The 25034-nt window shown below is 66.4% G+C and carries 25 protein-coding genes; 5 read left to right on the top strand and 20 right to left on the bottom strand.

The window, feature by feature from the left end; genetic code table 11:
• The first annotated feature begins 75 nt into the window (after positions 1–75).
• Positions 76–1293, top strand: coding sequence for a citrate synthase family protein (locus AC3DE2_RS15095; RefSeq protein ID WP_488426867.1), 1218 nt, complete (start codon positions 76–78; stop codon positions 1291–1293).
• A gap of 7 nt (positions 1294–1300) precedes the next feature.
• Here AC3DE2_RS15095 and prpE read toward each other — a convergent pair whose 3' ends face one another.
• From prpE to AC3DE2_RS15070, 5 genes are all read right to left on the bottom strand, one after another.
• On the bottom strand, positions 1301–3202 hold the full coding sequence (gene prpE / locus AC3DE2_RS15090; RefSeq protein ID WP_488426866.1) for a propionate--CoA ligase: 1902 nt from the start codon (positions 3200–3202) through the stop codon (positions 1301–1303).
• Positions 3203–3295: 93 nt separating this feature from the next.
• Positions 3296–3991: a tetratricopeptide repeat protein gene (locus AC3DE2_RS15085; RefSeq protein WP_488426864.1), complete on the bottom strand. Its 696-nt coding sequence runs from the start codon at positions 3989–3991 to the stop codon at positions 3296–3298.
• 187 nt (positions 3992–4178) lie between these two features.
• A complete protein-coding gene (locus AC3DE2_RS15080) occupies positions 4179–5165 on the bottom strand; it encodes a malate dehydrogenase (RefSeq protein ID WP_488426863.1) in 987 nt (328 codons plus the stop codon).
• A gap of 33 nt (positions 5166–5198) precedes the next feature.
• The gene (locus AC3DE2_RS15075) at positions 5199–6398 is read right to left on the bottom strand and encodes a pyridoxal phosphate-dependent aminotransferase (protein WP_488426862.1); all 1200 of its coding nucleotides are present in this window, start codon (positions 6396–6398) and stop codon (positions 5199–5201) included.
• A gap of 175 nt (positions 6399–6573) precedes the next feature.
• Positions 6574–7068 carry a peptidylprolyl isomerase gene (locus tag AC3DE2_RS15070; protein WP_295380200.1) on the bottom strand — a complete coding sequence of 165 codons (495 nt, stop codon included), beginning with the start codon at positions 7066–7068 and terminating at the stop codon, positions 6574–6576.
• A gap of 207 nt (positions 7069–7275) precedes the next feature.
• On the opposite strand from AC3DE2_RS15070, the gene typA reads away from it, so the two are divergent.
• The 4 genes from typA (at position 7276) to AC3DE2_RS15050 (ending at position 14882) form a co-directional block, all read left to right on the top strand.
• Positions 7276–9105, top strand: a complete 1830-nt coding sequence (typA, locus tag AC3DE2_RS15065; RefSeq protein ID WP_295380192.1) for a translational GTPase TypA — start codon at positions 7276–7278, stop codon at positions 9103–9105.
• Positions 9106–9130: 25 nt separating this feature from the next.
• Positions 9131–9601: a DUF2127 domain-containing protein gene (locus AC3DE2_RS15060; protein ID WP_295380173.1), complete on the top strand. Its 471-nt coding sequence runs from the start codon at positions 9131–9133 to the stop codon at positions 9599–9601.
• A gap of 53 nt (positions 9602–9654) precedes the next feature.
• Entirely contained in the window at positions 9655–11265 is a 1611-nt protein-coding gene (locus tag AC3DE2_RS15055) for an amidase (protein WP_488426861.1), read from the top strand.
• A 92-nt stretch (positions 11266–11357) separates the two neighbouring features.
• On the top strand, positions 11358–14882 hold the full coding sequence (locus tag AC3DE2_RS15050; RefSeq protein WP_488426860.1) for a bifunctional diguanylate cyclase/phosphodiesterase: 3525 nt from the start codon (positions 11358–11360) through the stop codon (positions 14880–14882).
• 15 nt (positions 14883–14897) lie between these two features.
• Here AC3DE2_RS15050 and AC3DE2_RS15045 read toward each other — a convergent pair whose 3' ends face one another.
• The 15 genes from AC3DE2_RS15045 to rpsN form a co-directional block, all read right to left on the bottom strand.
• Positions 14898–16292 (bottom strand): class II 3-deoxy-7-phosphoheptulonate synthase, encoded by a 1395-nt coding sequence (locus AC3DE2_RS15045; protein WP_488426859.1) that lies wholly within the window; start codon positions 16290–16292, stop codon positions 14898–14900.
• A 55-nt stretch (positions 16293–16347) separates the two neighbouring features.
• Entirely contained in the window at positions 16348–16863 is a 516-nt protein-coding gene (locus AC3DE2_RS15040; protein ID WP_488426858.1) for a disulfide bond formation protein B, read from the bottom strand.
• Positions 16864–17126: 263 nt separating this feature from the next.
• Positions 17127–17498, bottom strand: a complete 372-nt coding sequence (rplQ, locus tag AC3DE2_RS15035) for a 50S ribosomal protein L17 (RefSeq protein ID WP_488426857.1) — start codon at positions 17496–17498, stop codon at positions 17127–17129.
• A gap of 199 nt (positions 17499–17697) precedes the next feature.
• Positions 17698–18696 carry a DNA-directed RNA polymerase subunit alpha gene (locus tag AC3DE2_RS15030; RefSeq protein WP_295376281.1) on the bottom strand — a complete coding sequence of 333 codons (999 nt, stop codon included), beginning with the start codon at positions 18694–18696 and terminating at the stop codon, positions 17698–17700.
• Between the two features lie 54 nt (positions 18697–18750).
• The gene (gene rpsD / locus AC3DE2_RS15025) at positions 18751–19377 is read right to left on the bottom strand and encodes a 30S ribosomal protein S4 (protein ID WP_141455897.1); all 627 of its coding nucleotides are present in this window, start codon (positions 19375–19377) and stop codon (positions 18751–18753) included.
• Positions 19378–19391: 14 nt separating this feature from the next.
• The gene (gene rpsK, locus AC3DE2_RS15020; RefSeq protein ID WP_055941307.1) at positions 19392–19784 is read right to left on the bottom strand and encodes a 30S ribosomal protein S11; all 393 of its coding nucleotides are present in this window, start codon (positions 19782–19784) and stop codon (positions 19392–19394) included.
• 12 nt (positions 19785–19796) lie between these two features.
• Positions 19797–20153 carry a 30S ribosomal protein S13 gene (gene rpsM / locus AC3DE2_RS15015; RefSeq protein ID WP_295376291.1) on the bottom strand — a complete coding sequence of 119 codons (357 nt, stop codon included), beginning with the start codon at positions 20151–20153 and terminating at the stop codon, positions 19797–19799.
• Between the two features lie 353 nt (positions 20154–20506).
• Positions 20507–21859, bottom strand: coding sequence for a preprotein translocase subunit SecY (gene secY, locus AC3DE2_RS15010; RefSeq protein WP_295376293.1), 1353 nt, complete (start codon positions 21857–21859; stop codon positions 20507–20509).
• Positions 21860–21866: 7 nt separating this feature from the next.
• Positions 21867–22310, bottom strand: a complete 444-nt coding sequence (gene rplO, locus AC3DE2_RS15005; protein ID WP_295376347.1) for a 50S ribosomal protein L15 — start codon at positions 22308–22310, stop codon at positions 21867–21869.
• On the bottom strand, positions 22310–22501 hold the full coding sequence (rpmD, locus tag AC3DE2_RS15000; RefSeq protein ID WP_055941302.1) for a 50S ribosomal protein L30: 192 nt from the start codon (positions 22499–22501) through the stop codon (positions 22310–22312). Before rpmD ends, rplO begins: the two co-directional genes overlap by 1 nt.
• Positions 22494–23036 carry a 30S ribosomal protein S5 gene (rpsE, locus tag AC3DE2_RS14995; protein ID WP_295376297.1) on the bottom strand — a complete coding sequence of 181 codons (543 nt, stop codon included), beginning with the start codon at positions 23034–23036 and terminating at the stop codon, positions 22494–22496. Before rpsE ends, rpmD begins: the two co-directional genes overlap by 8 nt.
• 153 nt (positions 23037–23189) lie before the next feature.
• On the bottom strand, positions 23190–23546 hold the full coding sequence (gene rplR / locus AC3DE2_RS14990; protein WP_295376299.1) for a 50S ribosomal protein L18: 357 nt from the start codon (positions 23544–23546) through the stop codon (positions 23190–23192).
• A gap of 29 nt (positions 23547–23575) precedes the next feature.
• Positions 23576–24103: a 50S ribosomal protein L6 gene (gene rplF / locus AC3DE2_RS14985; RefSeq protein WP_295376302.1), complete on the bottom strand. Its 528-nt coding sequence runs from the start codon at positions 24101–24103 to the stop codon at positions 23576–23578.
• 12 nt (positions 24104–24115) lie between these two features.
• On the bottom strand, positions 24116–24514 hold the full coding sequence (gene rpsH / locus AC3DE2_RS14980; RefSeq protein ID WP_141455891.1) for a 30S ribosomal protein S8: 399 nt from the start codon (positions 24512–24514) through the stop codon (positions 24116–24118).
• 198 nt (positions 24515–24712) lie between these two features.
• Positions 24713–25018, bottom strand: a complete 306-nt coding sequence (rpsN, locus tag AC3DE2_RS14975; RefSeq protein WP_295376307.1) for a 30S ribosomal protein S14 — start codon at positions 25016–25018, stop codon at positions 24713–24715.
• Positions 25019–25034 lie beyond the last annotated feature (16 nt).

Here is a 25034-nt window from a genome sequence, read left to right as displayed (position 1 = left end):
GCGCACCGGCGGCGCACAATCTTGCACCATCGCTCGGGTTGATCAATCTTGATCAAATCAATCAATCTATCCGCCATGGACACCGACCTGCTCTCAGCCCAGGACACCTGCCGCCTGCTCGGCATCAGCCAGGCGACCCTGTATGCCTACGTCAGCCGCGGGCTGATCGAATCGCGGCCGGGCCCCGACCATCGCAGCCGGCTGTACCTGCGTCGGGACGTGGACCGACTGGCGCAGCGCAAGCGCGCCGGCCGCGGCGCCGCCCGGGGCGCGGCCCAGAGCCTGGATCGTGGCCTGCCGGTGTTGGAGACGCGGATCTCGCTGATCCGCCCGGACGGCCCCTACTACCGCGGACGTTCTGCGGTCGCGGCGGTGCGCGACGGCGCCACCCTGGAGGACGCCGCGCGGCTGCTGTGGGATTGCGGCGAGCAGGATCCCTTCGCGGCGGACCTCGACGCGCATTGGCCCACGCACGTCGACCCCATCGCCGGCGACACCGCGCTGCCGCCGCTTGCGCGCGCGATGTCGGCGATTCCACTGCTGGCGCTGGACGTGCGCCAGGCCACGGGTTCCACCGCGCTCGTCCGCCATGAAATCGCCGCCACCCTGCTGCGCCACAACGCGGCGCTGCTGGTGGCACGCCCGCCTTCCGCGGGACCGGTCCACCAGTTGCTGGCGCAGGCGTGGAAACCGGACGACGAAGGCTTCGCCGATACCGTGCGCGCGGCGCTGGTGCTGTGCGCCGAGCACGAGCTCAACGTGTCCGCGTTCGCCGCACGCGTGGTCGCCTCGACCGGCGCGCATCTGCATGCGACCGTCTGCAGCGGCCTGGCCGCGCTGTCCGGCCCGCGCCATGGCGGCGCCACCGCGCGCGCCTACGCGCTGATAGAGGCGGCCTGCGCGGCGGAATCGCCACGCGACTTCATCGCCGCGCGCTGGCAGCAGGGCGAGGATCTGCCGGGCTTCGGCCACGCGCTCTATCCGCATGGCGATCCCCGTGCGACGGAGCTGCTGGCACGCCTGCGCCGACAGCACGCGGATATGCCGGTGATGCAGCGGATGGAGGCGGTGATCAGCGCCACCGGGGACATCAACGGGTTGCGCCCCAATGTCGATTTCACCCTGGCGGCCATCTGCCACGCCAATGCCCTGCCCGCCACGCCGGCGCTGGTGATGTTCGCCGCGGCGCGGCTGGCCGGCTGGCTGGCACATGCGCTGGAACAGCAAGCGCAGGGACGGCTGATCCGTCCCCGTGCCAGCTATGCCGGCGTGCCGCCGGCGGCCGAGGCTTGAACGGACCTCAGCCGCCGGCCTCGGGTCCGCGCTGCAGCGCCTTTTTCACTTCCTCCAGCGCGTTCGGATCATCCAGGGTGGAAAGATCTCCGGGATCCGCGCCCTGCGCCAGCGCCTGCAGGGAACGGCGCAGCAGCTTGCCGGATCGGGTCTTGGGCAACGCGTTGACGATGTAGACGCGCGCCGGCCGCGCCACCGCGCCCAGGCTCTGCTCGACGGTGCGGCGCATGCCTTCGGCGGCGTGCACGCGCTCGTGCGGTTCTTCGGTCGCCTGCCGCAACGTGGCGAACACCACCGGCACCTGACCCTTCAATTCGTCGCTGACGCCGATCACAGCGGCCTCCGCGACCGCCGGAAAACCAGACACCGATTCCTCGATTTCACGGGTGCCCAGCCGATGCCCGGCGACGTTGATGACGTCATCGGTGCGGCCCAGGATGAAGGTGTAGCCCTCTTCATCGCGGATGGCCCAGTCCAGCGAGCTGTACAACAGTTCCTTGAAGTGGCTGAAGTAGCTGGACAGGAAGCGGGCGTCGTCGTTCCAGAGGGTGGTCATGCATCCCGGCGGCAGCGGCGGCTGCATGACCAGCACGCCCTTCTCGCCCGGTCCCACCTCCGCGCCGGTGTTCTCGTCGATCACCTTCATCCGGTAACCGAGGTTGGGAAAGCCGGGAGAACCGAATTTGACCGGCTTCATGTCCAGGCCCGGCAGCAGCGTCAGTGCCGGCCAGCCGGTCTCGGTCTGCCAGTAGTTGTCGATGATCGGCTTGCCCAGCGCATCGTTGATCCAGTGCGCGGTGGGTTCGTCCAGCGGCTCGCCGGCCAGGAACAGGTATTGCAGCTTCGACAGATCGTGGCGGCGGATGAAATCCACATCATGTTTCTTCAACACGCGGATCGCGGTCGGTGAGGAGAACATCGTGCGCACGCCGTACTTCTCGCACAGCGACCACCAGATGCCCGCGTCCGGGTGGAACGGCAGCCCTTCGTACAGCACCGACGTGGCGCCGACGATCAACGGCCCGTACACATTGTAAGAATGGCCGACCGCCCAGCCCACGTCGGAGGTGGAGAACATCACCTGCCCCGGCGCGACATCGAATACCGTGCGCATCGACAGCGCCAGCGCGACCGCGTAGCCGCCGACATCGCGCTGCACGCCCTTGGGCTTGCCGGTGGTGCCCGAGGTGTACAGCAGATAGCTGGGTTCGTTGGATTCCAGCCATTCCACCTCCACCTGCGCCTCCCCGACGGCCTCGCGCAGCGTCGCATAGTCCTCGTCGCGTCCGGCCACCCTCGGTTCGGCCGGATCCAGCCCGCGCGAAACGATCAGCACTTTCCGCGGTGGCGTCGCTGCCTTGGCACAAGCCTCGTCCACCAATGCCTTGTACGGAATGACCTTGCCACCGCGCATGCCGGCGTCGGCGGCGATCAGCAGTTTGGGCTGCGCGTCGTCGATGCGCAGCGCCAGATTGTGCGCGGCAAATCCGCCGAACACCACCGAGTGGATCGCGCCGATGCGTGCGCAGGCAAGCATCGCGAACACCGCTTCGGCCATGTTCGGCATGTAGATGACCACCCGATCGCCGCGCCCAACCCCGAGGCGCTGGAGAATGGCGGCGAAGGCATTCACCTCGCGATGCAGTTCGCGGTAGCTGATTTCGCGGGTGACGTTGGTTTCGGTCGACACCGCCACCAGCGCCAGCTGATCGGCGCGTTCGGCCAGGTGCCGATCCACCGCGTTGTAGCAGAGATTGGTCTGCCCGCCGACGAACCAGCGCCGGAACGGCGGCCGCGAATAGTCGAGGATCTGCCGAGGCGGCACATGCCAATGGATGGCTTTCGCCTCCTCTCCCCAGAACGCTTCCGGTTCGTCGACCGACCGGCGATAGACGTCTTCGTACCGCATGGCCTCTCCCGGCCGCAGAGACATCAACAAGCATAGATCCGTGCGGGCACCCGCGCCCTGCGACCTTGGTCGCATGGGCTTGACCGCTATCGCTCAGGGCTTTTCCACGGGCTCCAGCGGGCCGACTTCGACCTTGCCTTTCCAGCCGAGCAACAGGTGGTCGCGGCGCACTTCAAGTGACTGCGCCATCCGCTCTTCGCCCATCAGACTGCAACCCGTGGTCATCGAACCCGGCGTCAGGGCGCTGTGAATGGCGAGTTGGCCGGCGACCGTGCTACCAAGGCAGGTACCGGTGCCGTATGCGGGGTTGCCCCTGAAACGGTTCATTTCGCGCTGGAACCGAACGTCCGCGCGCTTGGCCGCCACCTCGTCGGCATACCTTGCCTTCAGCCCCTGCCGTATCCACTCCGCCTCGCGTTTCTCTTCGGGTGAAACTTTCTGCAAGGCCGACCGCAGGAGTCCCGTCCGCCAGGAGTCTCCCCGTTCCGCCGACAGGCTGAACCACGCCAGGCCGAGCGGCCGATCCTGCTCGACGTTTTCACCATTGAAATAGATGAGGCCCAGCAGCTGTTGCGCGGGCTTGCTGCCCCAGGCTGCGGACAGTTCCAGCATCTCGATCGCGTACTCGTACCGGCCGCGCAGCCAAGCGCGCCGTCCCAGGCAATAGTTGAACTCCCCCGGCAGGAACCTCGCCATGAGCGGGTCGCAGGGCGTGTCGTATCCAGCGGCGGTCACCGGCGCCGGAACTAACTCCTGCGCGATGGCCGGCATACCCCATACGGCAAGCATCAATCCCGTGACAAGCCCTCGCAAGCGCATCCCTCACTCCCGGTCCGAGTCGCGCGGGAACGTATATCACAGTCGGCGAGCCGCTTCATTGAAAGCGTGGTGACGACACCGGCCTGCGCATGTCGCAGGCAAGAACGAAAAACGCCGGGCTAAGCCCGGCGTTTCCGATGCCCTCCGGGCGAAAGACTCAGCCCAGCAGATGCGCCACGCCGGCACGCTCTTCTTCCAGCTCGGCCAGGGTCTTGTCCATCGCGGCGCGGCTGAACGCGTCCACTTCCAGGCCTTCCACGCGGGTGTATTCGCCGTTGGCGGTGATCACCGGCACGCCGTAGATGACGCCTTCCGGGATGCCATAGCTGCCGTCGGACGGCACGCCCATGGTCACCCACTTGCCGTTGCTGCCCAGCACCCAGTCACGAATGTGGTCGATGGCGGCGTTGGCGGCGGAAGCGGCCGAGGACAGGCCACGCGCCTCGATGATCGCGGCGCCGCGCTTGCCGACCTGCGGGATGAACGCGTTGGCGTTCCAGTCGGCGTCGTTGATCTTGTCCTTCAGCGACACGCCGTTGGCGGTGGCGAAGCGGTAGTCCGGGTACATGGTCGGGCTGTGGTTGCCCCACACCACCAGCTTCTCGATGTCGCCCACGGCCACGCCGGCCTTGTTGGCGAGCTGGCTCAGCGCGCGGTTGTGATCCAGGCGCAGCATCGCGGTGAAATTTTTCGCCGGCAGATCCGGAGCCGACTTCATGGCGATGTAGGCGTTGGTGTTGGCCGGGTTGCCGACCACCAGCACCTTGACGTCGCGGCTGGCGACCTTGTTCAGCGCGGCGCCCTGGGCGGTGAAGATCTTGGCGTTCTCCAGCAGCAGGTCCTTGCGCTCCATGCCCGGGCCGCGCGGACGCGCGCCGACCAGCAGGGCCACGTCGGCGTCCTTGAACGCCACTTCCGGGTCATCGGTGCCGACCATGCCGGCCAGCAGCGGGAACGCGCAGTCTTCCAGTTCCATCATCACGCCCTTCAGCGCGGCCTGGGCCTTGTCGATCGGCAGCTCCAGCAACTGCAGGATGACCGGCTGGTCCTTGCCGAGCATTTCGCCGGAAGCGATGCGGAACAGCAGGGCGTAGCCGATCTGGCCGGCGGCGCCGGTGACTGCAACACGGACGGGGGTCTTCATGGGGTTGTCTCCGAGGGAAAGGAAAGCCGGGGCTCAGGCGAGCTCGGCGAAGAAGGCCTGGATGCGCGACAGGCCTTCATCCAGCTGGTCGTCGGCACAGGTGTAGGAAATGCGCAGCGCGCGCGGCTCGCCGAACGCCGAGCCCGGCACGCAGGCCACGCCCTTGGCATCCAGCAGGGCGTTGCAGAAGTCCACGTCGTTGTGGATGACCATCCCGTCATGGGTCTTGCCGAACGCGACCGAGATGTCCGGGAACGCATAGAACGCGCCTTCCGGACGCGGGCAGACCACGCCGGGAATCTTCGCCAGCGCCGCCAGCACGCGATCCCGCTTGCCGGCGAACTCGGCACACTTGCGCTGCGGGATGTCCTGCGGACCGGTCAGCGCGGCAACCGCCGCGGCGGTGACCACTTCCGGCAGGTTGGTGATGTGGTTGGAGTTGAGCGCCACCAACGCCTGGGCGACGTTCTCCGGCGCGGCGATCAGGCCCACGCGCCAGCCCGGCATGCCGTAGGTCTTGGACAGTGAGTCGATGACGACGGTGCGCTCGCGCAGTTCCGGACGGAAATGCAGGAAGTTGTGGTAGCCCACGTCATCGAACACCAGCCGGTTGTAGATGTCGTCGAGCAGGATCCAGGTATCCGGATGGCGCGCCACCACCTCGGCCAGCGCGGCCACCTCGTCCTTCGAATAGACCATGCCGGTCGGATTCGACGGATTGTTGAACAGGAACACCTTGGGCTTTCGTGCCAGCGCCGCGTCCAGTTGTTCCGGGGTGAGCTTGTAGTTCTGCTCCGGCGGGCACGGCAGCTTCAGCGACACCGCGCCGACGATGTCGGCGATGTCCTGGTAGGTGGTCCAGTACGGGGTCGGATAGGCGATGGTGTCGCCCTCGTCCAGCAGCACCTCGGCCAGGTTGTACAGCACGTGCTTGGCGCCGACGCCGGCGACGATGTTGCGGCGGGTGTATCCGCTCAGGCCGCTGCCTTCCAGGTGGTGCAGGAACGCATCCAGCAGCGCATCGGTGCCGCGGTTGGAACCGTATTGGCCCGAGTCCTTGTCCAGCGATTTGCGGGCGGCCTCGTAGACGTGGTCGCCGGGCAGGAAGTTCGGTACGCCGATCGAGAAGCTGATGATGTCGCGGCCTTCGGCCTTGAGCTTCTTCGCCTTTTCCGCGACCGCCATGATCGCGCTGGGCTTGGCGCGACCGGTGCGCCGGGCAAGCTGGGGCATTGCATTACCTCGCAAGGGGACGTTTCGCGGGAGGAACGTGCGTGCGCCGTTTTTTGCGGCGCGGAATTTTACCATGCCGCCCCGGTCCGGCCGGGGTGGATCGAAGGGCCCGGCCTCCTCCCTTGGTCGTAGCCGCGGCTCCCCCGGACCGGGGGAGCACACGGACCGGCGCGGCTCAGGCGCTCAGGTAGCGGTTCCACTCGGCCACGCGGTCGGCCTTGGCAGCCAGCACGGCCTCGGCGTCGCCCTCGATGGTGAGCCGGTTGATCAGGTCGCCCTGCTGGACCGCGTCGACCACGTCCAGGCCTTCCAGGACCTTGCCGAACACGGTGTGCTTGCCGTCCAGCCAGGGGGTCGCCACGTGGGTGATGAAGAACTGGCTGCCATTGGTGCTGGGACCGGCGTTGGCCATCGACAGCACGCCGCGCTCATGGCGCACGCCATTGTTGGTCTCGTCCTCGAACCGGTAGCCGGGGCCGCCGCGGCCGGAGCCCTCCGGGCAGCCGCCCTGGATCATGAAATCGGCGATGACCCGGTGGAAGTTCAGGCCGTCGTAGAAGCCGCGCTTGGCCAGGTTGACGAAATTGGCGACCGTCAGCGGGGCCTTGTCGGGGTACAGCTCGACCTTGATCGGGCCGCGGGAGGTGTCGAAGGTGGCGATGAGGGACATCGGAGACTCCAGGTGCAGGACAGGGGTTGAGGGGGTCACGGGGTACGGAAACCGGGTCCGGCCCGGATCTGGGGGCCCTTGGCACCGTTTCCAGCCCCGGCGGCATTCAGCCAGGACACCCCGGGACGCTAATCGCGGGGGCGTAACCCGTTATAATACGCCCCATTCCTCCACAGACCCCGCGCGCGCCCTGGCGCGCTTTTCCGCATGTCCATCCAGAATCTCCGCAATATCGCCATCGTCGCCCACGTCGACCACGGCAAGACCACCCTCGTCGACTGCCTCCTGAAGCAGTCCGGCACCCTGTCCGAGCGCACGGTGCTTGCCGAGCGGGTGATGGACAGCAACGACCAGGAAAAAGAACGCGGCATCACCATCCTGGCCAAGAACACCGCCATCACCTGGCAGGGCAACCGCATCAACATCGTCGACACCCCCGGACACGCCGACTTCGGCGGCGAGGTCGAGCGCGTGCTGTCGATGGTCGACTCGGTGCTGATCCTGGTCGATGCGATGGACGGCCCGATGCCGCAGACCCGTTTCGTCACCCAGAAAGCCTTCGCGATGGGCTTCAAGCCGATCGTGGTGGTCAACAAGATCGACCGCCCCGGCGCGCGCCCTGACTGGGTCATCGACCAGGTGTTCGACCTGTTCGACAAGCTGGGCGCCACCAACGAGCAGTTGGATTTCCCGATCGTGTACGCCTCGGCCCTGCATGGCTACGCCAGCCTGGACGACGCCGCGCGCGACGGTGACATGACCCCGCTGTACGAAGCGATCATGAAGCACGTACCGGCGCCGGCGGTGGATCTGGAAGGCGCGTTCCAGATGCGCATCAGCCAGCTCGACTACAACAACTTCGTCGGCCTGATCGGCGTCGGCCGCATCCAGCGCGGCAAGGTCAAGAAGAACCAGCCAGTCAGCATCGTCGACCGCGAAGGCAAGAAGCGCCAGGGCAAGATCGTGCAGGTGCTGGGCTTCATGGGCCTGGAGCGCATCGAGGTCGAGGAAGCCGAGGCCGGCGACATCGTCGCCATCGCCGGCATCCAGGACCTGAGCATCTCCGACACGGTGTGCGCGCTGGATACCCCGGAAGCGCTGCCGGCGCTGACCGTGGACGAGCCGACCATCAGCATGACCTTCCAGGTCAACAATTCGCCGTTCGCCGGCAGCAAGGAACACAGCGGCGGCAAGTTCATCACCAGCCGCCAGATCCGCGAGCGCCTGGAGCGCGAAACCCTGCACAACGTCGCGCTGAAGGTCGAGGAAACCGGCGACGCCGACAAGTTCCTGGTTTCCGGCCGTGGCGAGCTGCACCTGTCCGTGCTGATCGAAACGATGCGCCGCGAGGGCTTCGAGCTGGCGGTTTCGCGCCCGGAAGTCATCATCAAGGAAATCGACGGCCAGCTGATGGAGCCGGTCGAGCAGTTGGTAGTCGACATCGAGGAAGTGCACCAGGGCGGCGTGATGGAAAAGCTGGGCACCCGCAAGGCGCAGCTGAAGAACATGGAATCGGACGGCAAGGGCCGCGTGCGCCTGGACTACATGATTCCGGCGCGTGGCCTGATCGGCTTCCAGAACGAGTTCCGCACCCTCACCCAGGGTTCGGGCCTGCTGTTCCACGTGTTCGATCATTACGGCCCGAAGGAAACCGGCCCGATCGCCAAGCGCCAGAACGGCGTGATGATCGCCAATGCCCCCGGCGTCACCCCCGCCTATTCGCTGGGACCGCTGGAAGAGCGTGGCCGCCTGTTCGCCGCCGAAGGCGACAACGTGTACGAAGGCCAGTTGGTCGGCATCCACTCCAAGGACAATGATCTGACCGTCAACGTGATCAAGCCCAAGCCGCTGACCAACATGCGCGCCTCGGGCAAGGATGACGCGATCAAGCTGACCCCGGCCATCAAGTACACGCTCGAGCAGGCGCTGGATTTCATCGAGGACGACGAACTGGTCGAGGTCACCCCGAAGGAAATCCGCCTGCGCAAGAAGATGCTGACCGAAAGCGATCGCAAGCGCGCCTCGCGCGCCGCCTGATCGGCGATGGACTGATCGGCGAAGGATGACCGACGCTCCCTATAACCCGGATCCCAAGGCGCATCCGGGCCTGCACATCATCGCCCTGTTCGAGGGACTGAAGGGTGTGCTGGCCCTGGCCGCGGCGACCGGGTTGGCGTTGCTGGGTCCGCAGCCGCTGCGCCACTGGGTGGAAGCGATGATTGCCCGCTTCCACCTCGACACCCAGCACGGCGCGCTGCCGTCCGTGCTCAACGCCATCAATCCCGAAGCGGTCCACCTGGCCGTGCTGGTGGTCGTGCTTTACGCCGCCATGCGCCTGGCCGAAGCCTGGGGCCTGTGGCGGGCCCGCGCCTGGGCCTCCTGGCTGGGCTGTGTCGGCTCGGCCCTGTACCTGCCGCTGGATCTGTACGCGCTCTACCATCATCCCGGCTGGCATACCTGGGCGGTGCTGCTGATCAATCTGGCCGTGGTTTACATCCTCGGCCGCGACCTGCGCAGGCGCCGCAGGGTTTGAAAGCACCTCCCGGCCTGCTAGCCTCACGCTAGCTCACCGGGGGAATCCAACACATGCGTTCGCGAACGCTGCTGCTTTCAGCCGCCCTGATGCTGGCCGCCTGCCAGCGCCAGCCCGCCGCCGTCACCAACGCGCCGGCCGAGGCACCGACGGACTTCGCCTACGCCGAACTGGATATCGACGACCTGCAGGGCCGCATGCAGCGTGGCGAACTCGACAGCCGCACCCTGACCCGCGCCTACCTGGACCGCATCGCCGCGATCGACAAGGCCGGGCCGCAGTTGAACTCGGTCATCGAAATCAATCCCGACGCGATGAAGGAAGCCGCGCTGCGCGACGTGGAGCGCAAGAACAACGCCGTGCGCGGCCCGCTGCATGGCATCCCGATCCTGCTCAAGGACAACATCGACGCCACCCCGATGGTGAATTCGGCCGGCTCGCTGGCGCTGAAAGATTTCCGGCCCGCCACCGACGCCTTCCTGGTCCGCCGCCTGCGCGAAGCCGGCGCGGTCATCCTCGGCAAGACCAACCTGAGCGAATGGGCGAACTTCCGTTCCACCCATTCCTCTTCCGGCTGGAGCGCGCGCGGCGGCCAGACCCGCAATCCCTACGTGCTGGACCGCAATCCCTGCGGTTCCAGTTCCGGCAGCGCGGTCGCGGTATCGGCCAACCTCGCCGCCGCCGCCATCGGCACCGAAACCGACGGCAGCATCATCTGCCCGGCCGCGGTCAGCGGCCTGGTGGGCCTGAAGCCCACCGTCGGCCTGGTCAGCCGCGACGGCATCATCCCGATCTCGTTCAGCCAGGACACCGCCGGTCCGATGACCCGCAGCGTCTCCGACGCGGCCCTGTTGCTGACCGCGCTGGCCGGCCGCGACACCGCCGATCCCGCCACCACCAATGCGGCATGGAACGTCACCCTCGACTATCACGCACGGCTGAAACCCGACGGCCTGAAGGGTGCGCGCATCGGCGTGCTGCGCAGCAAGCTGGCCATCCACCCGGACGCCGCCGCCGCGATGGAAGGTGCGATCAAGGTGATGCGCGAAGCCGGCGCGACGGTGGTCGACGCCGAGATTCCCACCGACGGCCAATGGGACGAGGCCGAGCTGGAACTCATGCTGTACGAGTTCAAGGCGGGCCTGGAGCGCTATCTCGCCAGTCACGATGCACCAGTCAAGACCCTGTCGCAGCTGATTGGCTACAACCAGCAGTACCGGGTCTCGGAAATGCCCTACTTCGGCCAGGAGCTGTTCGAGATGGCCAATGCCAAGGGCGGGCTCGGCGCCCCCGCCTACATCCGCGCGCGCAGTCTCGCCCGCCGGCTGGCCGGTCCCGAAGGCATCGATGCGGCGTTGAAGGCGCAGCAGCTCGACGCCCTGATCGCCCCGGCGACCGGACCGGCGTGGCTGACCGATCACAAGGCCGGCGACCACTTTCCCGGCGCCGGCTACGGGGCCGCCGCGGTGGCCGGCTATCCCAGCCTGACCGTACCGATGGGGCACAGCGACGGCCTGCCGCTGGGCATCGTTTTCATGGGCGCCGCCTGGAGCGAAGGCCGCCTGATCGAGCTGGGCTACGCCTACGAACAACTGACCCGCGCCCGCAATCCCCCCGAGTACTGGCCGACCCTGGACACCCGCGATTCCGATGCGAAGCGCTGAGGATGGAGGTGAAGCGGGTTCTGGCGACCTCTGCGGGTGCGGCGTAGCATGATTGCCGGACCCGTACGCGCCGCCACCGGACCACACCGCTGATGGAGCTTGATCCGCAACGCGCCTCGGAACTGCGCGCTTTGGGCAGTTCGCGATTCGCCGCCGCCGAGCGCAGGCGGCGCTTGGACTCGCTGGCGTGGGGCGTGCTGATCCTGTCCGTCCTGCTGTCGCTGTGGTTCGGCGTGATGGCCTGGCGGCAGGCCGAAACGGGTGCCCGCGCGCGTTTCAATGCCCGCGCCGACGCAATGGCCACCGCCCTGGCCACCCACATGAATGCCTACGAGGACACCGTCCGCGCGGCCGCCGCGGTGCTGGAAGCCCAGCCCGGGCTCGACACCGGCGGCTTCCACACCTTCGTCCGCCGGCTGCGCATCCCCAACCAGCCGGCCGGCGTGCACGGACTGGGATTCGCACGGCGGGTGGCCGGCGACGACCTGCCGGCGTACCTCGCCCGCCAGCGCGCGATTCACGGCGCCGGGTTCCGCCTGCATCCGGATGGCGTGCGCGACGAGCATGTCGTGATCGACCTGATTTATCCGGAACAGGAGGGCATGCGGCGCCTGCTGGGCAAGGACGTGTTCGCCGAGCCGCTGCGTCGCGCGGCGATGCAGCGTGCGCGGGACAGCGGCCAGTTGGGCATCGCGCCGCTGGTATCCCTCACCGACACCTCGCGTGGCGATGCCGGCCGTTCCGGTTTCCTGCTGTATTCGCCGGTTTACGACACCGCGATGCCGCTGGCCGCCGATGCCCGGGTGCGGCAAACCCATCTGCGCGGCTATGCGACGGCGGGATTCGGTTGGGCCCAGGTCATGCAGGAAGTCGCGGGTGAAGCCGGCGGCGATCCGCTCGATCTGCGCCTGTTGGCCCGTGGCACGGCCACTCCGCTGGTGGTGTTCGAGCGCAGCGGCCTGCGCGAGCGGTACGGCGCCGGCATGCAGCCCGCGTTCCGCTACGTGCGCAAGCTGGACTTCCTCGGCGGCAGCTGGGAACTGACCCTGATTTCGCCGCCGGCGCGGATCGCCATTCCCGGACTGGTGCCCATCGCCGCACTGACCGTCTGCGGGCTGGCGTTCGGCGTGCTGATTTTCCTGCTGTTGCGCAGCCTCGCACGCGCGGAGCATCGCAGCCGGGCCCTGCTCGACGCGGTCGCCGATCACCTGCCCGCGCTGATCGCCTATGTCGGCCGCGACCGCCGCTACGGTTTCACCAATCGCGCCACCCGTGACTGGTTCGGGGGCGGCGCGCCATGGACCGATCGCGCCATCGAGGATGTCCACGCCGGCAATCCCGCGTTCCTCGATGACCTGCGCCGGGCGGTGGAGGAAAGCACGCCCCATCATGGCGCGGTGTGGGAGACCCGCCTCGGCGATCCGGAGCGTCCGGTCCAGGCGTACCTGGTTCCCGACGTGGATACCGATGGCGCCATCGCCGGCTGGTACCTGATGGCTACCGACACCAGCGAGCAGAAACGCGCCCAGCGCGAGATCTCCCTGGCGCGCGATCACCTCAAGCGCATCACCGACAAGCTGCCGGCGATGATCGCCCAGTACGATCGCGAGGAACGCACGGTGTTCTTCAACCGCGCCTGCCAGGATCTGCCGATCTGGCACCAGCCCTATTCGCCGGGCATCCCGATCCGCGAGATGCTGGGCGAGGAACACTATGCGCGACGCCGTCCCTACATCGACGCGGTGCTGTCCGGCCGCGACGTGGACTTCGAAACCTCCTTCGCCCTGTCCGCCGGTCCCCGCCGGATGCACGTCTACTACAAGCCGGACATCGGTGACGATGGCGAAGTGAACGGCTTCCTGGTCATGGCGATCGACATCTCGGACAAGGCTCGGCTGGAAAACGCCCTGCACGACGCCACCGAGCGCGCCGAAGTCACCCTGTCCTCGATCAGCGAAGCAGTCGTCACCACCGACACCGACGGGCGGGTCACCTACGTGAACCCGGCGGCGGAGGCGATCAGCGGCTGGACCCTTCCCGAGGCCATCGGCCTTCCGCTGGAAAAAGTGCTGCCGTTGCGCCAGGCCGTCGAGTCCGACGAGGACGAGGAATCCGGGCCGTCGGCGTCGGTGGCCGGCGATCTGGAACTGGTCCGCCGCGATGGACGCCGGATGCTGGTCAAGCGCTCGCACTCGCCGCTGTACGGCCACGACGAAAGCCTCATGGGTTCGGTCATGGTCCTGCGCGACATCACCGAGGAACGCACGCTCAGCGCGCGCATGGCCTACCTGGCCCACCACGATTCCCTCACCACCCTGCCCAACCGCCTCCAGCTCAACGAGGCACTGGCGCAGTCGATCACCAACGCCACCCACCGCGGCACCAGCGTCGCGGTGCTGTTCATCGATCTGGATCTGTTCAAGCACGTCAACGACGCACTCGGCCACCACATCGGCGATCAGTTGCTGCAGCAGGTCGCCAAGCGCATCCAGCGCAATATCGGCAATCTCGGCACGGTCTACCGGACCGGCGGCGACGAGTTCGTGGTACTGCTCGACAACGTGGTCACCCGCGACGGCGTCGCCCTGGTGGCGGAACGGCTGCTGGCGATCGGCGGTACGCCCTATACCGTCGCCTCCCACGAGCTGCACCAGGCCTTCAGCATCGGCGTCAGTGTTTTCCCCGAGGATGGCTACGACGCCCCCACCCTGATGATGCGCTCGGACGCGGCCATGTACCTGGCCAAGCGCAACGGCCGCAATGCCTTCCGCTTCTACACCCGCGAGTTGGCATCCAGCGTGGACGCGCGGATCGAACTGGAGAGCAGCCTGCGCCGCAGTCTGCGCAACGGGGACCTTATCCTCTATTACCAGCCGCAGATTGATCGCCTGAGCGGGCGCATCGTCGGCGTCGAGGGGCTGGTGCGCTGGAAGCGTGGCGAGCGCCTGATGCTGCCCGGTGAGTTCCTGCCCATCGCCGAGGAAACCAATCTGATCGTGGATCTCGATCAATGGGCGATCCGCGCCGCCTGTCGGCAGAGCCGGCAATGGCAGCAGGCCGGGCTGCCGCCGATCCGGGTATCGGTGAACGTGGCCGCCGCCAACTTCGACACCGATACGCTGCTCGACACCGTCGTCTCCGCGCTGGAAGAAAGCGGGCTGGCGGCCGAGCATCTGGAACTGGAAGTCACCGAGACCACCCTGATGCGCGACGTGCAGCGCACCGACCGCATCCTGCGCGCGCTCAAGGCGCTCGGTGTGCGCATCGCCATCGATGACTTCGGGACCGGCTTCTCCAGCCTGAGCTACCTGGGCAACTACGGTTTCAATGTGCTCAAGATCGACCAGTCGTTCGTCCGCGACGTCACCGAGCCGAACCAGGGCGCGATCACCCGCGCCATCATCGGCCTGGCCGGCCAGTTGCAGTGCCGCACGGTGGCCGAAGGCGTGGAGACCCAGGCGCAGCTCGCCTGGCTGGTCGCCAATGGCTGCGACGAACTGCAGGGCAACCTGTTCAGTCCACCCATCCCGGCATCCGAATTCGCCCGCATGTTCGCGGGCGAGCCTTCATGGTCCATCCCGCAGCCGGCGCGTGGCATGCACGCGCACTGGTCCTGAAGGAAAACCGCGCGCTCAGCGTCCCGTCGGCGACGCCAGCTGGTTCTGCTTGCGCACGATCGACATCGCGATTTCCAGCGACTGCTCGTAGTTCAGGCGCGGATCCACCGTCGAGCGATAGGCGCGTTCCAGATCGGCGTCGGTCAGCTCGCGCGCGCCACCCGTGCACTCGGTGACATCCTCGCCGGTCAGTTCCAGGTGCACGCCACCCAGGCGGGTGCCCGCCGCGGCATGCAGATCGAAGGACTGCTCGACTTCGCTGCGGATGTTGTCGAACCGGCGGGTCTTGTAGCCGTTGGACGTGCTCTCGGTGTTGCCGTGCATCGGATCGCAGACCCACAGCACGCGCCGCCCATCCCGGCGGACTGCTTCCAGCAATGCCGGCAACTTGTCGGCAATCTGGATCGCCCCCATGCGATGGATGAAGGTCAGCCGGCCCGGCTCGTCTTCGGGGTTCAATACGTCGATCAGGCGCAGCAGTTGATCCGGCGATACCGACGGACCGACCTTGATCGCGATGGGATTGCGCACGCCGCGCAGGTACTCCACGTGCGCACCGTCGACGGCGGCGGTACGCATGCCGATCCACGGGAAGTGCGTGCTCAGGTTGAACCAGCCCCACTGGCGCGGCACCTCGCGGGTCAGCCCTTCTTCGTAGGGCAGCAGCAGCGCTTCGTGCGAAGTGTAGAAATCGATGCGGTTGAGGTTGTGCACCTCGGAACCGGACAGGGTTTCCATGAAGCGCACCGCGTCGCCAATCGAGCGCACCATGTCCTGGTACTCGGCCGACAACGGCGAATAGCCGACCCAGCTCAGGTTCCAGTACTCCGGGTGATGCAGGTCGGCGAAGCCGCCGTCGATCAGCGCGCGGACGAAATTCATCGTCATCGCCGAACGCGCATGCGCCTTGATCATCCGACGCGGATCCGGCACCCGCGCTTCCGCGGTGAACTCGGGCTGGTTGACCAGATCGCCGCGGTAGCTCGGCAGCGTCACGCCGTCGCGGGTCTCGGTGTCGGCCGAACGCGGCTTGGCGTACTGGCCCGCGAAGCGGCCCACCCGTACCACCGGCAGGCGCAGGCCATGGACCAGCACCAGGCTCATCTGCAGCAGGACTTTCAGGCGGTTGGAAATCAGCCCGGACTCGCAGTCGCTGAAGCTCTCCGCACAATCACCGCCCTGCAGCAGGAAGCGCTTGCCTTCCTGCGCTTCCGCCAGTTGCTTCTTGAGCGCGAAGATTTCCCACGAAGTCACCAGCGGCGGCAACTGGCGAAGTTCACCCAGCGCGGATGCCAGCCCCCCGGCATCCGGATAGGTCGGCATCTGCACCGCCGGCTTGCCGCGCCAGCTGTCCGGAGCCCAGTTCGCGGGCAGGCTGACGGCGCGGAGATTGCGATCGGGGGTGCTCATGGGGGATTCCTCGTGCGGTCCACCATGGTGACAGAATGGTGCGCCGCGTCAAACCTCAGTAATAGCGGGACTTGCGCCGCTTGAAGCCGGCCAGCAGCGCCCACAGCGCCAGCAGCACGAACCACACCAGCGCCCAACCCGGCATCGACAGGCCCAGGAACGCCCAGTCGACCTTGGCGCATTCCCCGGACCCGGTCAGGACCTGCCGGAGCACGTCGCCCATCGGGAAGGCTTCCATCATGTAGGCCAGGTCGGGACCGCAGGCGGGCACCTGGTCCGGCGGCAGGTGCTGCAGCCAGACGTGGCGGCCGGCGATGCCGATGCCCAGGCCGGCGGCGGCCAGTCCGAGGATGCCGTAGAACCCGCGCCCGCCCGAGGCCTTCGGCGAGTGCAGCGTGCCCAGCAGGAACACCAGTCCCAGCAGGGCGAACGCACCACGCTGGAAGGTGCACAGCGGACAGGGAATCAACCCCTGCACTTGCTCCAGGTACAGCGCATAGGCAAGCAGGCCCGCACAGATGACGAAGCCGAGGAGGAACTGCGCACGGAACGACCAGCGGAACGGGTTCATGAAGGCTCACGGCGAAGGGGCAGGCCGCATTATCACCGCGTGAAGGGCAAAAACAAATTCCGGATTCTCTCCATCGTGGCGCGGCCACACATAACCGTTCCCGCGTCCTCCAGCCACGCGCCCGGCCAGCAGGCTGGGGCATTCCTGGACGGACCGGGAATCGGTGGTCCCATCTTCATCCGCCCAGCAGCCGGAGATGGGGCTCGCAGGCACAAAAAACCCCGGCATTGCCGGGGTTTTTCGGGGTCGTCGGGCGCTGCTGATTACTCGGCGGCTTCCGGACGGTCCAGCAGCTCGACGTAGGCCATCGGCGCGTTGTCGCCAGCGCGGAAACCGCACTTGAGGATGCGCAGGTAGCCGCCCGGACGGGACTGGTAACGCGGGCCGAGGGTCGTGAACAGCGTACCCACGGCTTCCTTGTCGCGCAGGCGCGAGAAGGCGAGGCGGCGGTTGGCGACGCCGTCGACCTTGGCCAGGGTGATCAGCGGCTCGGCGACGCGGCGCAGTTCCTTGGCCTTCGGCAGGGTGGTACGGATGAGGCCGTGCTTGATCAGCGAGGCAGCCATGTTGCTGAACATCGCTTCGCGATGGGCGCTGGTGCGGCTGAACTTGCGGCCGGATTTCTGGTGGCGCATGGGTTTGATTCCTGATGAATGTTGGAACTGTTGGACATCGTTGTCGCCATCCTGGCGTTGGAACTTGGACTGCGGATGGTCCGAACCGGCCTGTGCTCCGTGGCCGGAAACCGTCGCGGGCCTTCAGGCCCGTCGACGTTGCTGCTTGTCACTACCCGCGCCCGGAGGCGCGGGGTACTGCGATGCTGCGTGTGGCGTATCAGCCGAGCATGCCGTGCTGGGCGACACCGGCCGGCGGCCAGTTCTCCAGCTTCATGCCCAGGGACAGGCCGCGCTGCGCCAGGACTTCCTTGATCTCGGTCAGCGACTTCTTGCCGAGGTTCGGGGTCTTGAGCAGTTCGACTTCGGTCTTCTGGATCAGGTCGCCGATGTAGTAGATGCTCTCGGCCTTGAGGCAGTTGGCCGAACGCACGGTCAGCTCCAGATCGTCGATCGGACGCAGCAGCACCGGATCCACGCCGCTGCTGGCCGGCTTGGCGGCGCCGCGGTCGCGATGGGTGAAGTCGCCGAACACCGACAGCTGATCGCTCAGGATATCGGCCGCGGTGCGCACGGCTTCCTCGGCGTCGATCGTGCCGTTGGTTTCGATGTCCAGGACCAGCTTGTCCAGGTCGGTACGCTGCTCCACGCGCGCGGCTTCCACGGCATAGGCAACGCGGCGGACCGGCGAGAACGAGGCGTCCAGCACCAGGCGGCCGATGCTGCGGGTCTCTTCATCCGGACGACGACGCGCGGCAGCCGGCTGATAGCCGAAACCACGCTCGATCTTCAGGCGCATGTTCAGCGCGGTGTCCTTGGTCAGGGTGCAGATGACCAGGTCCGGGTTGAGGATTTCGACGTTGTGATCGGTCTTGATGTCCGCGGCGGTCACCACGCCCGGGCCCTGCTTGCTCAGGGTCAGGGTCGAGGAGTCACCGGTGTGGATGCGGATGGCCACATCCTTGAGGTTCAGCAGGACTTCCAGCACGTCTTCCTGCAGGCCTTCGATGGTGCTGTATTCGTGCAGCACGCCGTCGATCTCGACTTCGGTGATCGCGAAGCCGGGAATGGACGAGAGCAGCACGCGGCGCAGCGCATTGCCGAGCGTATGGCCGTAACCGCGCTCCAGCGGCTCGATGACCACTTTGGCACGGTTGTCGGTCAGACGCTCGATCTGCGGGCCGCGGGGGCGCAGCACTTGCTGAGTGATACCCGTCATGTTGCTTTGTCTCCTGCAAACCCCCGACGGGGGCATCGGGGGTGCGTGAATGAATTACTTCGAGTACAACTCGACGATCAGCGCTTCGTTGATGTCCGCAGGCAGGTCGGAACGTTCCGGCACGGCCTTGAACACGCCGCTGAACTTCTTCGCGTCGACTTCGATCCAGGACGGGCTCAGGTCGAGCTGTTCGGACAGGGTCAGCGACTCCTGCACGCGCAGCTGCTTCTGGGCACGCTCGGACAGGGCAATCGCGTCACCGGCCTTGACCTGGTAGGACGGCAGGTTGACCGGCTTGCCGTTGACCAGCACGCCACGGTGCGAGACCAGCTGGCGGGCGGCCGGACGGGTCACGGCGAAGCCCATGCGGTAGATCACGTTGTCCAGGCGGGTTTCCAGCAACTGCAGGAGGTTCTCGCCGGTGTTGCCCTTCTTGGTCGAGGCCTTCTTGTAGTAGTTGCGGAACTGGCGCTCCAGCAGGCCGTAGATACGCTTGACCTTCTGCTTCTCGCGCAGCTGGGTGGCGTAGTCGGAAAGCTTGCCCTTGCGCGCGGCGCCGTGCTGGCCGGGCTTCTGCTCCAGCTTGCACTTGGAGTCCAGCGCACGGGCCGGGCTCTTCAGGGAGAGGTCGGCGCCTTCGCGGCGCGCGAGCTTACAGGTAGGACCGATATAACGAGCCATTTCTTATCGCCCCCTTAGACGCGACGCTTCTTCGGCGGACGGCACCCGTTGTGCGGGATTGGCGTCACGTCGATGATGTTGGTGATCTTGTAGCCGACGTTGTTCAGCGAACGAACGGCGGACTCGCGGCCCGGACCCGGGCCCTTGATGCGGACTTCCAGCGACTTCACGCCGTAATCCAGCGCAGCACGACCGGCCTTTTCGGCGGCGACCTGCGCGGCAAACGGCGTCGACTTGCGCGAGCCGCGGAAACCGGCACCACCGGAGGTCGCCCAGGAAAGCGCGTTGCCCTGGCGATCGGTGATGGTGACGATGGTGTTGTTGAAAGAAGCGTGGACGTGGGCGACGCCGTCGGTGATGACGCGCTTGATCTTCTTCTTGACTTTGGCAGCAGCTGGCTTGGCCATGATGGTCGCCCCTTACTTCTTGATGGCTTTGCGCGGACCCTTGCGGGTACGGGCGTTGGTGCGGGTACGCTGGCCGCGCAGCGGCAAGCCGCGGCGATGGCGCAGGCCGCGATAGCAGCCCAGGTCCATCAGGCGCTTGATCGCGATGCCTACTTCACGGCGCAGGTCGCCTTCGACCACGTACTTGCCGACTTCGGCGCGCAGGCGCTCGACTTCCGGCTCCGACAGGTCGCGGATCTTGGTGGTCACGGCGACGCCAGCGGCTTCGCAGACCTTCTTGGAACGGGTACGGCCAATGCCGTAGATGCTTTGCAAACCGACCCAGACATGCTTCTGGGCAGGCAGGTTGACACCTGCAATACGCGCCATGACGCGGTCTCCAACTGTGTTTGATGGCCCGGCAGGCCCCCTTTCCAAGACGGAAAACAGGCAGACGGACGGAGTGAACTGGAAATTTTAGCAAGATCTCGGGTTACTGGGAAGCCCGCGCCGACCCGGGGGTCGGCACGAAGCCCGGCATGGGGAGTGTGCCCATGCTCCGGCGCCGGAAGCTGCCTGGTGCCTGGCCCGGGGTCGCCCCCGGAGCCCTGCCCCGCCCGCGCTACTCTGGCGCGGGACCGGCTGCTCCACACCCGTGCGCGAGATCGCCGCCCGGGCCGCCCTTTTGGTTGGTCCGGCCCCGGAGGGCCGGCCGCGCGGATGGCTTCCGCGCCAGGAGGCGATTATCCGCGCGAAAGACCGCCGCGGGAACCACCCTTCAAATTGGCCTTCTTCAGCAGGCTTTCGTACTGGTGGGACATCAGGTGCGCCTGGACCTGCGCGATGAAGTCCATCACCACCACCACCACGATCAGCAACGAGGTGCCGCCGAAGTAGAACGAGGTACCCAGCTGGGTCCGCATCACTTCCGGCAACAGGCACACCGCCACCAGGTACAGCGAACCGGCCGCGGTCAGGCGGGTCAGCACGCCATCGACGTAGTCGGCCGTGGCCTTGCCCGGACGGATGCCCGGAATCAGCGCGCCCGACTTCTTCAGGTTCTCCGCGGTTTCCTGCGAGTTGAACACCAGCGCCGTGTAGAAGAACGCGAAACCGATGATCATCGCCGCGAACACAATCATGTGCAGCGGTTCGCCCGGGGCGAGCGCCTGGGTGATGCGCTGCAGCCAGGTCGTCGCGCCGTTCTGGCCGGACCACATCGCCAGCGTGGCCGGAAAGGCCAGGATGCTGGAGGCGAAGATCGGCGGGATGACGCCCGACATGTTGAGCTTCAGCGGCAGGAACGAGGTCTGGTTCATGTACGCGCTGCGACCACCCTGGCGACGCGCGTAGTTCACGGTGATGCGGCGCTGGCCGCGTTCCACGAACACCACGAAGAAGGTGAAGCCAAATACCACCAGCACGATGATGATCAGCGAGATGGCGTTGAGCGTACCCGTCTGGAAGGCTTCCAGGGTGGTCAGCACGGCACCCGGCAGGCCCGCGACGATACCGGCGAAGATGATCAGCGACACGCCGTTGCCGACGCCACGCTCGGTCACCTGCTCGCCCAGCCACATCAGGAAGATGGTGCCCGCGGTCAGCGCGACCACGGCGGTCAGGACGAAGCCCAGTCCCGGCGAGTACACCACCGGCATGCCACCCGGCGCCAACTGGTTCTGCAGCGCGACGGCAATGCTGCCGCCCTGCACCACCGCCAGCAATACCGCGCCGATGCGCGAATACTGGGTGATCTTGCGGCGACCGGACTCGCCTTCCTTCTGCAGCGCCTTCAGGCTGGGGAAGATGTGCACGCCCAGCTGCATCACGATCGACGCCGAAATGTACGGCATGACGTTCAGCGCGAAGATGCTGAAGCGATGCAGGGCACCACCGGAGAACATGTTGAACATGTCCACGATGCCGCCCTGGCTCTGCATCATCGCCAGCATGGCGTCGGGATTGACGCCCGGCACCGGCACGTAGCAGCCGATGCGGTAGACGATCAAGGCACCCAGCACGAACAGCAGGCGCTGGCGGAGTTCGGTGAACTTGCCTGCGCCTGCCAGCGCGCTGGCGGCATTACCCTGCGCCATGCGTCACTTACTCCTGCACGCTGCCGCCGGCGGCTTCGATAGCCGCCTTGGCACCCGCGGTGGCCAGCACGCCCTTGAGCACGAACTTCTTGGTCAGTTCGCCCTTCTTGACGATCTTGGCGCGCTTGGCGGTGCTGGGGACCAGCTTGGCGGCACGCAGCGCGGCGAAATCGATATCGCCGGCTTCCAGCTTGTCCAGCTGGTAGGACAGCACCTCGGCGGTGTCCTGCTTGAGCTTGGAGCGGAAACCGACCTTCGGCAGACGCTTGATCAGCGGCATCTGGCCGCCTTCGAACTTCGCCTTGATCTTGCCCTTGCCCGCGCGGGCAAAGGAACCCTTGTGACCGCGACCCGCGGTCTTGCCCAGGCCGGAACCGATACCGCGGCCAACGCGGGTGCGTTCGGCGCGGGCGCCCTCGGCGGGCTTCAACGTATTCAGACGCATGTTGATTACTCCTCGACCTTGACGAGGTAGTGGACCTTGGCGATCAGGCCGCGAACCTGCGGACTGTCCTTGAGTTCACGCACATCGTTCAGCTTGTTCAGGCCCAGCGCCTTCACCGACAGGCGGTGGCGGGACTGGGAACCACGCAGGCCACGCACCAGGCGCACCTTGACGGTCTTGTTGGACTCGTTAGCCATTGAGGAGTTCCTCCACCTTCTTGCCGCGCTTGGCCGCAATGCGGGTCGGCGACTGCATGTCGCTCAGGCCCTTCAGGGTGGCGCGGACCAGGTTGATCGGGTTGCGCGAACCCACCGCCTTGGCCAGCACGTTCTTCACGCCCACGGCTTCCAGCACGGCGCGCATGGCGCCACCGGCGATCACGCCGGTACCTTCCGAGGCCGGCTGCATGAACACGCGCGCCGCGCCGTGGCCGGCCTTGACCGGGTGCCACAGGGTGCCGTTGTTCAGCTCGACGTTGGACATGTTCTTGCGGGCGTATTCCATCGACTTCTGGATGGCGACCGGCACTTCGCGCGCCTTGCCGTAACCGAAACCGATCTTGCCGGCGCCGTCGCCCACCACCGTCAGCGCGGTGAAGGTGAACTGGCGGCCGCCCTTGACGGTCTTGCTGACGCGGTTGACCGCGACCAGCTTCTCGATCATGCCGTCGTCGACTTTCTCTTCGCGGTTGCGGTCGCGATCACGACCCCGCGGTTCACGTTGTTCTGCCATGTTTGAATCCTTGGTTGATGTGGATTTGTGGCTTGGCCACTTATGGTTGTGAAGTACTTCATTGCCACGCGTCCGGTCGCAGAAGGACCGGGGCGCCCGGCGCAACCCGCGCCGGCAGGTCAAGGCATGGGGTCGCCCCCATGCCTTTCAAGATTAGAACTGCAGGCCGCCTTCGCGGGCCGCGTCGGCCAGGGCCTTGATACGGCCATGGAAGCGGTAACCGGAACGGTCGAAGGCCACCTTCTCGATGCCCGCGGCCTTGGCGCGCTCGGCGATGATCTTGCCCACGCGGGCAGCGGCATCGCTGTTCTTGCCGTTCTTCAGGCCATCCTTCACGTCGGCCTGCAGGGTGTTCGCCGAAGCGATGACCTTGGCGCCGTCGGCGGTGAACAGCTGGGCGTAGATGTGCTGGCCGGTACGCAGGACGGACAGGCGCGGCACGCCCAGCTCGCGGATGTGCGAACGGGTCGACTTGGCGCGGCGCAGGCGGGCGGTGTTCTTGATGCTCATGATCTGGTTCCTCGAAGCCGAAGGCGTGCTTACGCCTTCTTCGCTTCCTTACGGATGATGGTCTCGTCGGAGTACTTCACGCCCTTGCCCTTGTAGGGCTCCGGCGGACGGAAACCGCGGATCTTGGCGGCGACTTCGCCCACGCGCTGCTTGTCGGCACCCTGCACCAGGATTTCGGTCTGGGTCGGGGTGGCGAGGGTGATGCCTTCCGGCGCCTGGAACACGACCGGGTGCGAGAAACCGAGCGACAGGCTCAGGTCCTTGCCCTGCATCGCGGCACGGTAACCCACGCCGACCAGTTCCAGCTTGCGCTCGAAACCTTCGGACACGCCCTTCACCATGTTGGCGAGGATGGCGCGGATGGTGCCGGTGATCGCGTCGTGCTCCAGGGTTTCCGGGGACAGGTTGGCGACGCCGTTCTCGATCGAGATCTGGACGCCGGCCGGCTTGGCGATCGACAGGGTCCCCTTCGGGCCCTTGACGCTCAGCGCATCGGCCTGGGAGGTGATTTCAACGCCCTTGGGCAGGGCAATCGGCTTTTTGGCTACACGGGACATTGGCTTACTCCGTTAGGCCACGAAGCACAGGACTTCACCGCCGACGCCCTGCTGGCGCGCCTGCGCATCGGTCATGATGCCCTTGGAGGTGGAAATGATGGCGACGCCCAGACCGCCGAGAACCTTCGGCAGCTCGGCCTTGCCGCGGTACTGGCGCAGGCCCGAACGGGACACGCGCGAAAGCTTCTCGATGACCGGCTTGCCTTCGAAGTACTTCAGGACGATTTCCAGCTCGGCCTTGTTGTTCTCGGTCTTCGTCACGCGCGCGTCGGCGATGTAGCCTTCCGACTTCAGGACGTTGGCGATCGAGGCCTTGATCTTGGAGGACGGCATTTTCACCGTCTGCTTGCCGACGGCGGCCGCATTCTTGATGCGGACCAGCATGTCGGCGATGGGATCAGTCATGCTCATAAGTGGTTGCCTTTTGAGTAGCACCGATATCCGCTTTCGCGAAAATCTTGGGTTGTGCCTGGAAGCCCCAGGTGGCGGTCCCCTCGGGACCAGGCTCCGCGGCGGACCGCGGGAACCGGCAATTGTACAACAACAAGTCCGGCATGTGCCGGACTTGCCTTCTGGCCGTCCCGAGGCGGGCCCGGGAGGCCGGATTTGTTACCAGCTGGCCTTGCGCAGGCCGGGCACGTCGCCACGCATGGTGGCTTCACGCAGCTTGTTGCGGCCCAGGCCGAACTTGCGGTAGACACCGCGCGAACGACCCGACAGCTCGCAACGGTTGCGCTCGCGGCACGGCGAGGAATCGCGCGGCAGCTTCTGCAGCTTGGTCACTGCGTCCATCTTCTCTTCGTAGGACGCGTTGACGCCCGAGATGATCTTCTTCAGTGCTTCGCGCTTGGCGGCGTACTTCTTCGCCAGCTTGGCCCGCTTGATATCGCGGTTCACCATTGAGGTCTTTGCCATGTGTGGTTTTCCTGCG

Source organism: Pseudoxanthomonas sp. 68-E7 (genome assembly GCF_057773145.1).
Note: the sequence above shows the minus strand (reverse complement) of the source record. Positions and strands in the feature narration are given on the sequence as shown.

Coding starts and splice junctions, on each gene's coding strand:
- secY (WP_295376293.1), bottom strand. CDS start 21,859: ATGGCGCAGGGTAATGCCGCCAGCGCGCTGGCAGGCGCAGGCAAGTTC.
- rpsN (WP_295376307.1), bottom strand. CDS start 25,018: ATGGCAAAGACCTCAATGGTGAACCGCGATATCAAGCGGGCCAAGCTG.
- AC3DE2_RS15070 (WP_295380200.1), bottom strand. CDS start 7,068: ATGTCCCTCATCGCCACCTTCGACACCTCCCGCGGCCCGATCAAGGTC.
- AC3DE2_RS15080 (WP_488426863.1), bottom strand. CDS start 5,165: ATGAAGACCCCCGTCCGTGTTGCAGTCACCGGCGCCGCCGGCCAGATC.
- rplQ (WP_488426857.1), bottom strand. CDS start 17,498: ATGCGCCACCAGAAATCCGGCCGCAAGTTCAGCCGCACCAGCGCCCAT.
- AC3DE2_RS15045 (WP_488426859.1), bottom strand. CDS start 16,292: ATGAGCACCCCCGATCGCAATCTCCGCGCCGTCAGCCTGCCCGCGAAC.
- AC3DE2_RS15060 (WP_295380173.1), top strand. CDS start 9,131: ATGACCGACGCTCCCTATAACCCGGATCCCAAGGCGCATCCGGGCCTG.
- AC3DE2_RS15030 (WP_295376281.1), bottom strand. CDS start 18,696: ATGACGGGTATCACTCAGCAAGTGCTGCGCCCCCGCGGCCCGCAGATC.
- AC3DE2_RS15085 (WP_488426864.1), bottom strand. CDS start 3,991: ATGCTTGCCGTATGGGGTATGCCGGCCATCGCGCAGGAGTTAGTTCCG.
- AC3DE2_RS15055 (WP_488426861.1), top strand. CDS start 9,655: ATGCGTTCGCGAACGCTGCTGCTTTCAGCCGCCCTGATGCTGGCCGCC.
- rpsE (WP_295376297.1), bottom strand. CDS start 23,036: ATGGCAGAACAACGTGAACCGCGGGGTCGTGATCGCGACCGCAACCGC.
- rplF (WP_295376302.1), bottom strand. CDS start 24,103: ATGTCCCGTGTAGCCAAAAAGCCGATTGCCCTGCCCAAGGGCGTTGAA.
- rplR (WP_295376299.1), bottom strand. CDS start 23,546: ATGAGCATCAAGAACACCGCCCGCCTGCGCCGCGCCAAGTCGACCCGT.
- rpmD (WP_055941302.1), bottom strand. CDS start 22,501: ATGGCTAACGAGTCCAACAAGACCGTCAAGGTGCGCCTGGTGCGTGGC.
- rpsH (WP_141455891.1), bottom strand. CDS start 24,514: ATGAGCATGACTGATCCCATCGCCGACATGCTGGTCCGCATCAAGAAT.
- AC3DE2_RS15040 (WP_488426858.1), bottom strand. CDS start 16,863: ATGAACCCGTTCCGCTGGTCGTTCCGTGCGCAGTTCCTCCTCGGCTTC.
- prpE (WP_488426866.1), bottom strand. CDS start 3,202: ATGCGGTACGAAGACGTCTATCGCCGGTCGGTCGACGAACCGGAAGCG.
- AC3DE2_RS15075 (WP_488426862.1), bottom strand. CDS start 6,398: ATGCCCCAGCTTGCCCGGCGCACCGGTCGCGCCAAGCCCAGCGCGATC.
- AC3DE2_RS15095 (WP_488426867.1), top strand. CDS start 76: ATGGACACCGACCTGCTCTCAGCCCAGGACACCTGCCGCCTGCTCGGC.
- rpsK (WP_055941307.1), bottom strand. CDS start 19,784: ATGGCCAAGCCAGCTGCTGCCAAAGTCAAGAAGAAGATCAAGCGCGTC.
- typA (WP_295380192.1), top strand. CDS start 7,276: ATGTCCATCCAGAATCTCCGCAATATCGCCATCGTCGCCCACGTCGAC.
- rpsD (WP_141455897.1), bottom strand. CDS start 19,377: ATGGCTCGTTATATCGGTCCTACCTGTAAGCTCGCGCGCCGCGAAGGC.
- AC3DE2_RS15050 (WP_488426860.1), top strand. CDS start 11,358: ATGGAGCTTGATCCGCAACGCGCCTCGGAACTGCGCGCTTTGGGCAGT.
- rpsM (WP_295376291.1), bottom strand. CDS start 20,153: ATGGCGCGTATTGCAGGTGTCAACCTGCCTGCCCAGAAGCATGTCTGG.